We start from the raw sequence: 14,304 nt of genomic DNA on the forward strand, positions 1-14,304 counted from the left end.
TAAACAGGTGCTTAATCTTTATTATTGTTATATAACAGTAGAGGTAAAAAAATATTTACCTCTCGTGTTTGCCCATGCAGCGCTCGCACTCGTAAAGGTAAGATTCGTGCTGCTCCTCGATCACACATCCACATTCTGTACACGTTTTGTCCGGTATGTTGCGGTGAAGCTCCAAGTAATTTTTCATTTTAAGTTCCTCCTGTTTTGTTTTTGATTGATTATAATGCATTGTATTATAACAGATATAGTTTTGCAACACCTGTTTTATAACATTTTTCGATTTTTTATAAAATTGAGTCATCTGTCCAACTGTTTTCCCTTGATATATCAGCGTTTGTCCTAGTAAAAACTTTTTTTAAAGCTGTTGTAATACAGAGGTAGAAATTAATTAAAACCATTAAACAGATTTTTTTGTCTTATTTGGATAAACTTTATATTTTGTATAAAAAATGGAACACCCTGGAATGATTGACCTCCCTATACTTTTCTTGTAAAAAAGACGGGTCAAAAGCCTAGTGTGAACATGCTCAAAGTAGGAAACATTATACCTGATAATAGAAAAAATAGGTTATAGGAGGGATGCACATGTTTGGTTTTGAAGATGTTTGGAAGTTTTTCTTTTCATTCTTTCTCGTTTTACCGATTGTTACGTTTATTCACGAAGCAGGTCATCTCTTTTTCGGAAAAATAACGGGTGGCAAAGTCAGCATTCATATCGGAAGTGGAAATAGACTGTTTAAGATTGGTCCTTGCAACGTTCGCAAATTGTATTTTTGGGACGGCTGGTGTGAATATGAAAATTTGAAAAATCATACACGCAGACACCTCGTGTTAGTGTATTTGGGTGGACCATTGTTTACGATTCTGAGCATGCTGATCGTGAACATGCTGATCTATATGAAAGTATTTGAACCAGGAATCTTCACTTACCAATTTGTGTACTTTTCCTTTTATTTTGTCTTTTTCTCATTGATTCCGATTGAGCAAAACGGATATCCGACAGATGGGAAAGCGGCGTGGGATGTACTAAAACAGAAGACGCTGAAAAACAACCCTCTCGGTTAAATAGAGATGACGTAACGTTTGGATGAATGCGGTCCAGACGTTTTTTGCGTTTTTGAAGGCATAAATAGAGTTATATACATTGTCCATGTGGTAAGATAATTTCAATCTTTAGTTGGTATGTCGGACAAAACAAATGAATACTTTTTAGGGGAAACGGGGGATTTAGGATGAAACCGATATGGCTTGGTATTGCGGCAGCCTTTTTCTTTGGGGTGACGTTCATATTGAATCGTTCAATGGATTTATCGGGCGGAAGCTGGCATTGGAGTGCAGCCCTTCGCTTTTTTTACATGGTTCCGCTTTTATGGATCATCGTTTGGATGCGTGGAAACGTGCGTCCGGTTTTTGAGGAGTTACGAGCTCGGTTTGGCGCGTGGTTTTTATGGAGTTCAGTTGGGTTTGTGCTCTTTTATGCGCCGATTACGTATGCAGCTGGCTTTGGCGAAGCATGGCTCGTGGCGGCGACTTGGCAGATTACGATTGTAGCAGGATCTCTTCTTGTACCGTTCTTTTATGAAGGAGAAGGAAAGAATAGAGCAGGCGCGTCAAGGCAAAAAATACCGTTTAAAGGTCTCGGGTTTTCTGTCATCATTTTAGCAGGAGTCGCACTCGTTCAAGTGCAAGAAGCGAGCGGGGTGAATGGATCGGCGTGGCTAAACGTCGTACTGCCGGTTTTGATTGCCGCCATCGCCTATCCACTCGGCAACCGTAAGATGATGGTCGTGACAAACAAACGGCTTGATGCGTTTCAACGTGCGTTCGGCATGACGATTGCCTCATTGCCGTGGTGGATCGTTTTGGCTGTAGTCGGCTGGGTCGAAAGCGGACCGCCAACGAATGATCAGCTGTGGCAAACGTTTTTAGTGGCAATCTCCTCAGGTGTGATCGCAACCGTACTCTTTTTCCAGGCCACCGACCTTTGCGCGAACAATCCTGTAAAATTGGCAGGTGTGGAAGCGACGCAATCAGCTGAAATCATTTTCGTGCTTGCAGGAGAGATGTGGCTGTTATCGATTGCGAGTCCAACTTTCCTTTCAATGTTTGGTGTTTTTATCATCATGCTAGGCATGTTTTTACACAGCTATTACGGAAAAACAGAGGTCGTTCAAAAAAAATCTATGAAACTTGCAAAATGATGAATAAAATTATGTGAGCTGGGAATAGTAGTACTACCCCCCCTTTTTATATAGTTAATTTGGAACAACCGCTGCCCGTAGCAGCGGTTGTTTTTTTATGCAAAAAAGGAATCCGACATATGTGTGCATAATAAGTCGGGTAGGCCACATGAGCTCCTGTTATGGTTGAGTTGAAAGGAGGCGTTCGTATGGATTCGCTTCAGAAAATGAATGACGCACTGAATTACATTGAAGAAAATTTGGCAGATGATATTGATTATAAGGAAATAGCAAAGCGTGCCTATTGCTCCGAATATCATTTTAAAAGAATGTTTTCATTCTTAGCGGGTGTCCCACTATCGGAATATATTCGCCGCAGACGTCTGACTTCTGCAGCATTTGAACTAGCGAACGGTGAAACAAAGGTCATTGATATAGCTGTAAAATATGGCTACCGTTCACCGGATGCTTTTACAAAAGCGTTTCAACACTTGCACGGTATAACACCATCAGAAGCTCGGAGGAACGGTCATTCTTTAAAAGCATTTCCGCGCATGTCCTTTCAACTATCGGTAAAAGGAGGAAATGAAATGAACTATCGCATCGTTGAAAAAGAGGCGTTCCGCATTGTGGGAATGAAGAAACGAGTTCCATTGATTTTTGAAGGAGTAAATCCAGAGATTGCTGCTATGTGGCAGAGTCTAAACTTGGACACCATTAACGAGCTTAAGCAGTTATCGAATATAGAGCCAAAAGGCCTGATCAGTGTCTCAACAAACTTTTCAGAGAGGGTGGCTGAGAACAGCGAACTCGATCACTATATTGGGGCAGCTACGACTAACGAATGTCCTGGTCACTTGGCTAATCTAGAGGTTGCAGCATCGACTTGGGCCGTTTTTGAAGCAGTCGGCCCATTTCCAGAAACGCTGCAAAATGTATGGGGACGCATCTATGCAGAATGGTTTCCGTCATCTTCCTACGAACAAACAGAAGGACCGGAAATGTTATGGAACGCAGACAAAGACACCTCATCACCAACGTTTAGAAGTGAGATTTGGATTCCTGTGAAGAAGAAGTGAACGAGGAAGCATCGGCCGAATGAGGCTGATGCTTTTTAATGTGAATATAAAGTGAATGTGTCGACTCGCGGGATTATAGCAAAATCTTGCGGGAATAACTTTGGAATTTCCGGAATAGTTTCAAAAACTTCTCGGATTAGTTGTAATACACCGCCTGGTATAAGAAAAAACCATATTTGCATTTATTAGTACTGTGGTGCTGGGAACTCGCTTGGATGTGCGCGCGTAAAAAGCCTCTTGCTGCGGAATCACAATGACAACAAAAAGAGTATAAAACCCTTTTCGGTTTTATACTCAATTTTACGCAATATCCCTCACTTTCTCATTCCTGTATCTCCACCCATACAAGAGTGCGCAAATTAAAAGGATGATTACGAGTGAAATTGGCACGAGATGTTGAGGCAGATAAACAATCGTAATGTTTTGCACAAGATAGCTTGTTCCTAGCCCAAACAGAATAAATGCTAGAGGAACATGTAAGCCGACACTCGTCATATAGTTGGGTGCGATGCTTGAGATGCACGCTGCAACCAGCACCAAAGCTATCCCTAATAAATAGATACATATCACCGTGAGAACAATATATTGAAAAAACGTGATGTCATACCAAGAAACAAAATTATTGTAAATCGAGTTAATGGTTAGCGGGAAGAACATACTCGTGTCGTTCCCAGCATAAAGAAAGAAAAAGCAGCTGAGGTGAATCGTAATAACGGTTAAGGAAGCTATTAATCCAGCCAAAAGCTTTTTTGTGAAAAGCGAACGTCCGACTTTAGATGTGTATTGCAGAAAAATAGCATGATTCCGTTTATCCCCAACATATAAAGGCATAAGGACTAGCATGACACTTAGAAAGATCATAATCGCAACAACTTTTATTAGCGTATTATAATTTTCAAACACGAGATAGGTAAAAACAGCAGTTGTCGCTCCGTTCTCTACTAATTCATGAATACGAGCCTCTTGCTTTTCGTTTAATTCACCGGGTCCGTATTGGCTAAAACGCTCGGGATGTTCATAAGTATCAATCATTACTTCCCTCGCTTGAATCTCCCAAAACACGTCCACAAAATCCTCAAACACAACTTTGTGATGAAGCGCTGATAATTTTTCGTCTTCAAGATCCATACTGCGGAATTCTTTGTATGTGTCTATACCCGCGGCGGCCAATTCATCCTGTGACTTTATATACGCTGTCGCTTCATCTATTCTTTTTTCGTAAATATCTTTAAAATCCTCAAACTCATCCTCATCCATCGTTTCACCATAGTCTTCTAACATTTTTTGAGTAGCAAGAAATGTATCAAGTAAGGGACGGCCGTTCGGGAAATGCTTAAAATCAAACATGATAAACTGCTGGTACATAATAAAGCTGACTACTGAAATCAAGATGATGGTTTTTACCGTAAAAAGCTTCTTTAATTCCTCGACTATAAGTCTCATATGTTCGCTTCCTATCTATAAATTTTCTCGTGTGAAACGGCGAATACAGAACCAAGCCAGAAGCATTAAAGCGATTGACCAAAGAGACACCGTCATGACTTCATAATATTTGAACGTTGTAAACACACCGCTTTCCATCCACCATTTTTTCACGTTCATCACGAGCATAAATGGTGAATAGTGTGAGTAAAGAAGCATCACGCTATCTTTTGGAATTCTACTTGGCAGGAGAAGAACAGCACCGAAAATGACGCCGAAAACCGTAAAAACCATATAGCTGTTTCTGATCCACATCGAGAGACAAAACGTGATTAAAGCGAAAATCACTTGGCAGATCAAAACCAAGGTACAAGATAGAAGCAGATACTCTAAAAACGTTAAGTTCCACCAGCTAATGAATGGAATGTTGTTCAGTTCTATCATAAAACCTGTGCTGATTGGGACGTTCCAAAGACCCCGATAATCAAATACGGAAAAATAAACGAACAGGGTAGTGCAGAGTAAAAGCAAAGTCGCAACGGTGGATGAAAAGAGCGCCACAATTAACTTATCCCACACTAACTTTCTTCCTCTTTTCGTTGAATACGCCAATAATGACGTTTTTTGCTCAAATTCATAGTTGACGATAAATCCAGTGAACAAGACGACCAAAATCATGGCTTGAAAAATGACGAACCCAAATAGCGTTTTGAAAAGGAAAGAATGTGTAGCAAAGATTTTCCCGTGAAAAAAGAGGTGCAGGTGCTCTTTATTTTGAATTAATTCCTCTACTCGCGGCTTTAATGAGGCATATTGAGCGCGTACTTTTTCAGCCGCAGCACCGCTTAATCCGTACATGCGGATTCCTTCTTCAGCGTTGTCCATGACATCTAAGTTTTTGTACTGTACTTCGATCTCTTCAATGGATGTCACATATGTTTCTTTTAAGGCTAAGGCATTTATCGTTCCGAGCTCTTTGTCGCTGTATGTTTTGGAATCCATCAAAGCATAAAAGTGCTCTGGTTTATAAAAGTCTGTAGCTTTGGCGTAAGTGTCACCGGTTTTGCTTTTAGCGAGCTTGTTCCAGTCTTCTAAGTCTTTTTCGTACGACGATTGCAAACCACTCCGGCCTTCTGTGTCCATCAGTGTTCCGTGTTCTTTTACGATGGGTTGAAGCAGGCTCATGTCTTCACGCATCGGTGATTGCTCATAAATCAGATAAAAGTTAAAGAGAGTGAACAGAACGAACAGGCCGATAATGATAGGTGAAGTAATGATTTTTTTGAATTCGAGCCGCTTAATCATTGAAACTGCCTTGAGCTGTAGTCTCATCTTGATAGATGTACAAAAATACATCTTCTAAGTTCGGGTGAACCGAATGCCACTCTGGTTTTGCTGTGTCTGTCGTCAAAAACCTCATATGCATGCTGCCGGCTTCTTGTTTTTCAGAAAGAGTAAGGTATGTGGAGCGGAATCGATCAGTATCTTCGTAATGAACTTCCGTCTCATAAACTAAGCCTTCAATTTTGCGGCAGATGTTAGAAACGGTATCTTTGTATAACACTTCTTGATTTTTTATCGTGATAATTTCGTTTGCGATCGACTCTACATCAGACACGATGTGCGTGGATAAAATCACGATTCGGTCGCGAGCGAGATTCGTGAGCAGGTTGCGGAAACGAACTCTTTCTTTTGGATCTAGTCCAGCTGTTGGTTCGTCTAAAATAAGAATCTTTGGATCGTTTAACATGGCTTGCGCGATACCGACACGCTGAATCATGCCGCCTGAAAACTTCTTCATCTTTTTCGTCGCCACATGATCGAGAGCTACCGTTTTAAGCAACTCTTTGACACGAGAAACGGCTGTTTTTCGATCGATTCCTTTTAACGCAGCCAGATAAAGAAGATAGGCAGTAGGCGTATAGTTTTTGTAATAGCCAAACTCTTGCGGCAGATAGCCAATGAGATCGCGGTACATTTCATCCATCTTAATGATGTCGTTTCCTTCGTATCGTATCGTGCCGCTGGTTGGAAACAGGAGAGTCGTGAGCATCTTAATCAGCGTCGTTTTTCCAGCTCCGTTTGGTGCCAGCAAGCCGTACACACCGTTATGAAACTCTAAATTTATGTTTTTGAGTGCATTGAACTTTCCGAAATTCTTTGTAACGTCTTCAACGAGTAACATCTATAAAACTCCTTCTGCATGGCGAAATGCGATTAGTTTTTTTAATGAATTCACATAGAGTACGAGACTTGCGGCGCATACAACAGCGTACACATACACGGGCACATGACTAAGAAAAACAGAATATACATCTTGGCTAAAAAAGGCTGGAAGTAAGTTTGCGAGCAGCCATCCCGCCATCATCGCATATGTGCTATATCTTCCTTTTACACGCTGCAGTACATAGAGATACAGAACGGAAAATACGCTTAATGAACTGCTTGATAAGAGTAAAGCTTGGAGCACATTGATAGATTGAAAGAGTAGGGATACAAGCACAATTAATAAACTGTTTAAGAGAAGCGCGATCACACTGAAGATCAGCATGCGAAAGGCAGCCAGCTGAAACACGTGATATTTACAGGTCATCTCTACCGCAAACGTGTTTTTTGTTAACGCATTTACGAGAAATAAGGAAGCGACAATAAAGTACAGAACAGGTGACAAGGTGAAGATGAACGAATAAATGTCGTCCGTTTGTATGGAAGAATCTAACGAAAAAATACCGTATATCAACACACAGAGCGCTAAAGAGACAGTGAACAGAATCTCAGTCGCATCTCGAAACAGGTAACGAAACCCAAGCTGCTGATACATTTCTAATAAGGATTGCAGAAACGATTTTGGTTTAGTAAGTCCTGCAGAAACGATGAATTGAATGTGATTTTTTATTTCGTGCTCCTCAGGATAATCAACGTAAAACTTGTGCTTGTCCACTTACTCAGCCTCCATTCGCTGCTTAATCTTTTTTATTGCAGAATAATACTTGGTCTTGATGGATGATTCAGGAATATCAAGTGTGGTGGCGATCTCCGAAAACGTATGCTCGGCGAATAATTTGAGCCGCAGAATTTGCTGATCTTTTACATGAAAACCATTTAACAGGTGGGTCACTCTTTGGATGTCTTCTTTATATTCCAGTTCAATTGTAAAATCTGAAGTTGCGACCACTTCTACAAACTCCATGTAGTCTGTGGACTGGTCGTATGTATAGTTCCTCGACCTGAAATAATCAACGACTTTATACGTTGCGATTCGGTACAGCCACGTTTTAAAGGATGCTTTCTTGTCATCGAATTGCTGAATGGACTGCAACATGCTGATAAAGATTTCTTGTGTTACGTCCATCGACAGTTCTTTATTCAGCGTCTGTTTATAAACGTACGCATAAATAGATGGGTAGTAATGTGCGATCAGTTCGTTCGCAGCGTTTTCATCTGATTTTTTCTGGATTAGCTTGATCCATTTTTTCTGTTTCATCATGATATGTTTTTCACTTCCAGACTGGAAAAGGGTGTCTTACTAGTACATTCGTAAGAAAGAGATAAATAGTTTTACTTTTTATAAAAAATTTTCCAATTTAATTATAAAGTTAATCTCTTTAAAAAGACTATTGATCATTTTTAAGTTACTAGGATGAAAAGCAGATTTTACGGGTTCGCGCAGCATAGTGCATTTTTCGCGCGTGAAGGTATGTGTTACGCGCAGGAGAAGCTCATTTGCGCGCGGTTTTGTTTAAATTGCGCGCAGGAAGTTCCCAAATTCGCGCACAGTAGGACATTCAGGGCATCCATTCACAATGAAAAATAAAAAAACTGGCCTCAAAAGGTTAGTTTAGCTACCCTTTAAGCCAGCTTCTAGCATTTTTATCGATTTATTGTTCAACAATCTCCTTCAACTTGCTCTGCCACTTGTCGTCATCCAATATGATCTGAAACGAGATTCGGCGGTTCTTTTGCAGAGCGTCAGCTGAGTTTCCTTCTGCAATCGGCTTATATTCGCTGTATCCTGTTGCCGCCAAGTATTGCGCGTACTCTTTTTTCGCAAGTTTCGGATTCGCTTTTCCGAGATAATCAACAACCGCCACCGCACGCTGGGTAGAGAGGGACCAGTTGTCGTACGGAACAGAATCGGTGTGGCCTTCAATTAAAATGATGTAAAGGTACTGACTCATGTCTTTTTCCTCGATGATCGCAGCGAGTGCATCAGCGAGTGGATCGAGAACCTGCTTTCCTTTTGCGGAGATCTCAGCACTTCCTGTATCAAAAAGGATGTTGCCCTCTACCGAAATCGTGTTGTTTGGACCGCGGATGATCTTATCCTTTCCAACGTTTTCTTCTAGCTGTTTTTGAATCAGGTCAGAGATGTGTTTCTTTACCTCAGCCACCTGACCGAGTTCACGCTTGATCTGCGCCTGGTCATAAGCGTTGTAAATGCTCTGCACGTAGGCAAGTATCGCGATAAAGACCATGACGAGCACCATCATCGCCATCATATCGGTAAAACTTGGCCAGAAGATTTCTTTCGTTTCTTGGCTGTCGTCGTTGTAGTAGGATTTGCGCGCCTTCATACCGGTCACCGTCTCCTAAAATTTTGCGGAGAGACCTCAGGCATCCGCTCGTCATCGACATATTCCGTTGCCCGTGGACTGCGTGTTTCATAGACCACTTGGTTTGATTGGTTCATGGCAGCTTGATAGATGCGCTGCATGAGGTGGTACATATCTGAGAGCGTACGGTTGTTGTCGGTGATGCTTCGCGTTAAGCCGTGGTGCAGGTTTTCGAGTGTACGTGCGAGTTCACGCATATCATCATCACGGCTGTTTTGGTTTTGAGAATTGTTCAGGGTAGAAGCGAGCTGGCGGCTCTGGCTATCCATGACGTTTCGTACTTGGTCTGTAAAATCACGTTTGATGTGTTCAACAGCGGAATAAAAGCTTTTTTCAAGCTGTCCGACGCTTGACGCGAAGTCCGCTGCTGCCCGGCCATATTCTCCTTGTTTTTCAGAGTATCGGTAATGCCATTCGTCTTGTTTTTGGGCGAGACGATTTTCAAGTGCATCATGCTGATTTTGGTAATGCTGAAGCTGTTCTTGCATGCCGCGAAGCATCGATTGTGCGTGTTCTTCCGATCGGCGCTGTGCTTCTTGCAGCATTTTATCAGAGCGCTGGATAAGCTGCTCGAACTTTTGCTGACCTTGTGTGTGGCGGTCGTTGCTTGTTTTTAGCTGCTGTTCGAATGAGGAAATGTTTTTTGCGAGTGCGTTGATGCTCGTATCGACCGTTTTTTGTATCGTGCCAAGTTCTTTCGTTGTTTCGTTAAAACGCTGGCCGAACTGATCGAGCTGTGTGGTGGATGCTGCGAACCGTTCAGAGTGCTCACGCTGTGCTTCAAATATTCCGTTCACGTCTTCCATCGCTTTTTGAAGACCTGCAGTAAAATTAACCATTTGAGACGCGAACTCGCCAAGTGTTTTATCGAACGATGATTCAACTCTTGCAGCGAGGCGGTCAAGCAGACGTTCAACCGAATCCTGCGGCTTGTCGTTGATCAGATCGCTGTTGATGTTGTGATCGAGATACACTTCACAATCGGCTAAAAGTTTATTTTGCATGTAAGAAAGGGAAGTGCCCTGAGAGAAAAAGCCTGACTGGATCAGGTTCAAGAAGAGTGCAGCTCCAATTCCAGCGATACTTGTAAAAAAGGCAACGCTCATCCCTTCAAACGGTGCAGTGAGTGATGAGATGATTGAGTTAAGTGTGAGGTTGGAGTCGGCGGGCTGAGTGCCGAGCGTCATGAGCGTGTCTTGCATCGATAGCAGTGAGAGCGTTAGGCCGATGAAGGTTCCGAGCACACCGAGAATGATGGTGAAAGACGGAAGCTGGTTCAGCAGTTTTTGTATATTTCCGACCGGTACTCTGAAAATTCCGAGCAGCGGAATGCGTTCGTTGTATAGGTGCTTTTCGATAAGCGCTTGTGTGTTAAGCTGCGGCACACCAGCGAGATGAAATTGCTTGTAATCTGATGTGACACGCTGCAGCCAGTGGGAGTAAGGCTGCTGATCTTTGTTGTTCTCGATCTGCTGCAGCTCTTTAGTCCACTTGCGTAAGTGGTAAGCCGTTTGCGTATATCCGACGATACCCATAAATACGAGAAACCCAATGACCCCGACGACGATTACAGTAAGTTGATCCATCATGCCACCCCTTAGATGTCTTGTCTGATTGTCCTTACTGATAGATATGTCCTATGAGTGGGAAATATTTAGGGAAATGGGGTCTGGCCCCAAACAAATACAAAAGCCCCTGTTTTGTCCATCTGATATGGACAAAACAGGGGCTTATTCTTAAGCTTATTGTATTCTTCCAAGTTCCGTTCCACTCCCTCCACTCTCAGCACTCCACACACTCATTACCGTCAATCCAACAACCTAATAGGGCAGCTAACTGCTACCTTTCCTAATATTTATGCCCCTTCTTGCTGTCTCAACAAGTTCTCGTAAAAAGCAGCATAGGACGCGGTGATGTAAGGTGAAAGCCAAAGGAATCCGATCCCGAGAGTAAGTAAACATAGAATTCCCCAGCCGATGAAGCTTAGCTGCAGGACAAAAAATCTCCACTTATACCCGTCCATCAGCTTGCGGCTTTTTGTGATCGCTGCGTTGATGCCGATCCCCGGGTGGTCTCTTAATACAAAATATGTTTGCGAATACGAGAATGCTTTTATAATTCCTGGTATCACAAGAAGAAGTGTCCACAGAAACATATACACCATCATCACTAAATACGTTCCGAGAATTCTCAAGTACATACTGATTTCGGAAAATGCTTGGAGGAGGCTGGAAAACTTAATTTTTTCACCAGTGCGAAAGACCGATAAAAAGGTCCATAAATATCCGATATATAACGGCAGTAAAACAAGCGTAATGACAAATGTACTTACAGCAGGTCCATCGGCACCTTCAGGCTTGTTTACCCATGCGTTAAAGCCGCCACTTAAATTAATTTCAATAATTAACGGGATGAAGTAATAAATCGAAGCAAATAGCAGAGTTAATAATGCTGCTGCACCCCATTGTCCTTTTAGCTGCAACCGAGCCTGTTGTTTGATTTCTTTATTTTTCATGATGCAATCACCTTTCTAGATCTGTCCTCTAATTATACTACGAGATGTAAGAGAGAAAGATGATATTGATAGGTATTAATAGTAAGATTGAAGAAAAGGCACTCGTAAAAGGGAGGGGTGGATGTGGAGAATTTGAAAGGAAAAGAGGCTGTTCTTCTTTTTGATGGAATATGTAATCTTTGCAATAGTAGCGTGCAATTTATTCTCAAACATGAAAAGAGCAGTGTGCTAAAGTTTTCAGCTATTCAATCAGAAGCAGGGCAAAAGTTGCTCTCTCGATACAATATAGATCCTGTGCATACCAATTCCGTTATTTTAATAAAGGACGGAAAAGTTTATACAGAATCCGATGCTGTATTCGCAACCTCCCAGTTTTTAAAATTTCCATTTAACCTTGGAAAAGTTCTCGTTATCGTACCAAAGCCTCTTCGGAATTTCTTATATAAAAAAGTAGCGAAAAATCGCTATAGGTGGTTTGGTAAAAAGGATAGCTGTATGATTCCAACGCCTGACCTAAAAAATAGGTTTTTACAATAGTTTTTACTGCCAAATTTCATAAGACAACATATCGCCTAATAGGATAAAACAAAAGCCTAAAAAGGGGATTCGTGCAATGGGACAAAAAGTGTTGCTCTTTGGAGACGCGGGGATTGATGATGCAGTCGCCTTAACATATGCCTATTTAAGCAACGAAATAGATATCGTAGGGGTCGTTGCGGACTATGGAAATGTGTCCAGAGAGCAGACGATTGCGAATGTACAATATCTTGCAAAAGTATTCAACTTCCCAAGTGAAGTGAAAATAATCGGCGGAGCAGAAGTTCCGATGACAGGGGAACAGCCCATTTTTTATCCTGAGGTTCATGGAGTCTATGGATTAGGCCCGATAGAGCCCGAAACGAATAGCGGAGTGATCGAAAACTTCTTTGAGATCGTGAACATCATCGAAGAATATCAGGGTGAGCTTATCATTGTAAATGCAGGCAGACTTACTTCACTCGCAACGATGTTTATTTTGTATCAATCGCTTATGAAAAAAGTAAAAGCCTATTACATAATGGGCGGAGCTTTTTGGGTTCCTGGTAACGTAACGGCAGTGTCAGAAGCAAACTTTCACGCCGATCCCATCGCAGTAAGGATTGTTCTGCAATATGCAAAAAACTTAACCATCATCCCATTGAACGTAACAGACAGGGCGCTTGTTACCCCAGAAATGGTCAACTATATTGATTACAAAGGTAAAGCACCGATCATCAAACCGGTGCTGGATTTTTATTATAATTTTTATAAAAGCCGCATCCCAAATATTCAAGGAAGTCCGGTTCACGATGCAATCACCTTAATGGCGTGCATAAGGGAAGATATGTTCACGTATAGGACGCTTCCTGTACATATTGTGCTGCAAGACGGCACCACTGCCAGAGGTCAAAGTATTGCAGATGTCAGGCCGTATGTACAATTTGGCGAACAAGAAAAAAAACATCGCATCGCGTTTGATTTCGATTATAACTACTTTTTTAGAGATTTTATGAGCGTGATGACGGGTGAAACGTTTACATGATCTGGTGGTGTATACTCAATTTTTAGTATGTAATAGCTTTCAGCTGTATTTTTCTGTTGTTGTATAGGACTTCAATATGCTTCGGAAAAGATTGATGCTCAAATTCTAGTAATAATCTATCTTTCGCGTCCGCATCATGATAGGCATCTTGATTATTTATTCTGATCTGAAGTTTATCCTTTTGGCTGACTAGAGTAGCCTTTGGATAGCTGTACAAGTTTCTGTTGTCGTTTCGGTCAAAATAAAAATAGATGGATTTCTGGCTATCTGTTTTTGAGAAAAAGAGATACGCGCTTTCTTTTTCAAGTGTTGAACGGATAATTAACTTGTGAGTTTCAGGTGAAAGGTTATTTAGCTCTAATTCCTTAAAACTGATTTGGTTTGGCGTAAAGATAAAATATAAAGAAAGCAAAAATACTATAGAAATAGCAAGGGATACATAGGTTTTCGTTTTCAAAGTATTACCCCAATCAGCGGTTATAAGTTTAAGAGTAAACCAATCAATAAAAAACCGAGCTTCCTATCCATGCAGACAAGACCTCGGTTAACTTTTGAATTAAATGTGTGTATGCTTAATATCTATGCGCAATCTTTAATTTGATCCAGTTTGTTTAATTTCTCATCTAAAATCTGACTTAACTGAACAAGAAGCGGATCTGCAAGACTATTAACCTTTTTGCTTACCTCATACATGGTCGTGCGAATGGCGTCTATCTCTGTAGTTAAGACAAGAGCATTGCTTCGGCTCATGGTCCATTCCCCCTCTAATATAATAACCACTTCTGCACCATTAATATCGGTAAATCTTGTAAATATTATATACCATATTTTGTGTCAAGTCTATTATTTTTTTACACATATAGGGGGACAGACCCCATACAATTACACATTCGCCGATTTTGTCTTTCACAGAAAGACAAAATCGGCTTTTTCT

General features: G+C 41.4%; 16 protein-coding genes. 5 read left to right on the top strand and 11 right to left on the bottom strand.

Going from position 1 to position 14,304, the window contains the following annotated elements:
• Positions 1–55 precede the first annotated feature (55 nt).
• Entirely contained in the window at positions 56–187 is a 132-nt protein-coding gene (gene yhfH / locus P8610_RS12120; protein WP_082820809.1) for a protein YhfH, read from the bottom strand.
• 398 nt (positions 188–585) lie between these two features.
• Here yhfH and P8610_RS12125 point away from each other — a divergent pair, with 398 nt between their 5' ends.
• The 3 genes from P8610_RS12125 to P8610_RS12135 all read left to right on the top strand — a co-directional run bounded on the left by P8610_RS12125 (position 586) and on the right by P8610_RS12135 (position 3,259).
• The gene (locus P8610_RS12125; protein WP_289494117.1) at positions 586–1,065 is read left to right on the top strand and encodes a site-2 protease family protein; all 480 of its coding nucleotides are present in this window, start codon (positions 586–588) and stop codon (positions 1,063–1,065) included.
• Between the two features lie 167 nt (positions 1,066–1,232).
• A complete protein-coding gene (locus P8610_RS12130; RefSeq protein WP_394604587.1) occupies positions 1,233–2,201 on the top strand; it encodes a DMT family transporter in 969 nt (322 codons plus the stop codon).
• A gap of 188 nt (positions 2,202–2,389) precedes the next feature.
• On the top strand, positions 2,390–3,259 hold the full coding sequence (locus P8610_RS12135) for an AraC family transcriptional regulator (RefSeq protein WP_394604588.1): 870 nt from the start codon (positions 2,390–2,392) through the stop codon (positions 3,257–3,259).
• A gap of 300 nt (positions 3,260–3,559) precedes the next feature.
• Here the strand turns inward: P8610_RS12135 and P8610_RS12140 are convergent, their stop codons facing one another.
• The 8 genes from P8610_RS12140 to P8610_RS12175 all read right to left on the bottom strand — a co-directional run bounded on the left by P8610_RS12140 (position 3,560) and on the right by P8610_RS12175 (position 11,809).
• Positions 3,560–4,702, bottom strand: coding sequence for a hypothetical protein (locus P8610_RS12140; RefSeq protein ID WP_394604589.1), 1,143 nt, complete (start codon positions 4,700–4,702; stop codon positions 3,560–3,562).
• Between the two features lie 15 nt (positions 4,703–4,717).
• Entirely contained in the window at positions 4,718–5,986 is a 1,269-nt protein-coding gene (locus P8610_RS12145; protein ID WP_394604590.1) for an ABC transporter permease subunit, read from the bottom strand.
• Positions 5,979–6,866: an ABC transporter ATP-binding protein gene (locus P8610_RS12150; protein ID WP_394604591.1), complete on the bottom strand. Its 888-nt coding sequence runs from the start codon at positions 6,864–6,866 to the stop codon at positions 5,979–5,981. The genes P8610_RS12145 and P8610_RS12150 overlap by 8 nt, the downstream gene beginning before the upstream one ends.
• Positions 6,867–7,622: a hypothetical protein gene (locus tag P8610_RS12155; RefSeq protein ID WP_394604592.1), complete on the bottom strand. Its 756-nt coding sequence runs from the start codon at positions 7,620–7,622 to the stop codon at positions 6,867–6,869.
• Entirely contained in the window at positions 7,623–8,168 is a 546-nt protein-coding gene (locus tag P8610_RS12160) for an RNA polymerase sigma factor (RefSeq protein WP_394604593.1), read from the bottom strand. It lies immediately after the preceding gene.
• 391 nt (positions 8,169–8,559) lie between these two features.
• Positions 8,560–9,255: an OmpA/MotB family protein gene (locus tag P8610_RS12165; RefSeq protein WP_289494125.1), complete on the bottom strand. Its 696-nt coding sequence runs from the start codon at positions 9,253–9,255 to the stop codon at positions 8,560–8,562.
• Between the two features lie 5 nt (positions 9,256–9,260).
• Positions 9,261–10,880: a hypothetical protein gene (locus tag P8610_RS12170; protein ID WP_394604594.1), complete on the bottom strand. Its 1,620-nt coding sequence runs from the start codon at positions 10,878–10,880 to the stop codon at positions 9,261–9,263.
• Between the two features lie 269 nt (positions 10,881–11,149).
• Positions 11,150–11,809: a DUF975 family protein gene (locus P8610_RS12175; protein ID WP_394604595.1), complete on the bottom strand. Its 660-nt coding sequence runs from the start codon at positions 11,807–11,809 to the stop codon at positions 11,150–11,152.
• Between the two features lie 123 nt (positions 11,810–11,932).
• Between P8610_RS12175 and P8610_RS12180 the strand changes: the two genes are divergently transcribed.
• Together P8610_RS12180 and P8610_RS12185 are read left to right on the top strand one after the other, a co-directional pair.
• Positions 11,933–12,346 (top strand): thiol-disulfide oxidoreductase DCC family protein, encoded by a 414-nt coding sequence (locus P8610_RS12180; RefSeq protein WP_394604596.1) that lies wholly within the window; start codon positions 11,933–11,935, stop codon positions 12,344–12,346.
• 76 nt (positions 12,347–12,422) lie between these two features.
• Positions 12,423–13,370 carry a nucleoside hydrolase gene (locus P8610_RS12185; RefSeq protein WP_394604597.1) on the top strand — a complete coding sequence of 316 codons (948 nt, stop codon included), beginning with the start codon at positions 12,423–12,425 and terminating at the stop codon, positions 13,368–13,370.
• A gap of 22 nt (positions 13,371–13,392) precedes the next feature.
• On the opposite strand, the gene P8610_RS12190 is transcribed toward P8610_RS12185, so the two are convergent.
• Together P8610_RS12190 and P8610_RS12195 are read right to left on the bottom strand one after the other, a co-directional pair.
• Positions 13,393–13,827, bottom strand: a complete 435-nt coding sequence (locus P8610_RS12190) for a hypothetical protein (RefSeq protein ID WP_394604598.1) — start codon at positions 13,825–13,827, stop codon at positions 13,393–13,395.
• A gap of 122 nt (positions 13,828–13,949) precedes the next feature.
• Positions 13,950–14,120 (bottom strand): aspartyl-phosphate phosphatase Spo0E family protein, encoded by a 171-nt coding sequence (locus P8610_RS12195; protein ID WP_082820769.1) that lies wholly within the window; start codon positions 14,118–14,120, stop codon positions 13,950–13,952.
• Positions 14,121–14,304: the final 184 nt, after the last annotated feature.

Origin of the sequence: Fictibacillus sp. UD, from assembly GCF_043558025.1 — a bacterium.
Classification (GTDB): Bacteria; Bacillota; Bacilli; order Bacillales; family Fictibacillaceae; genus Fictibacillus.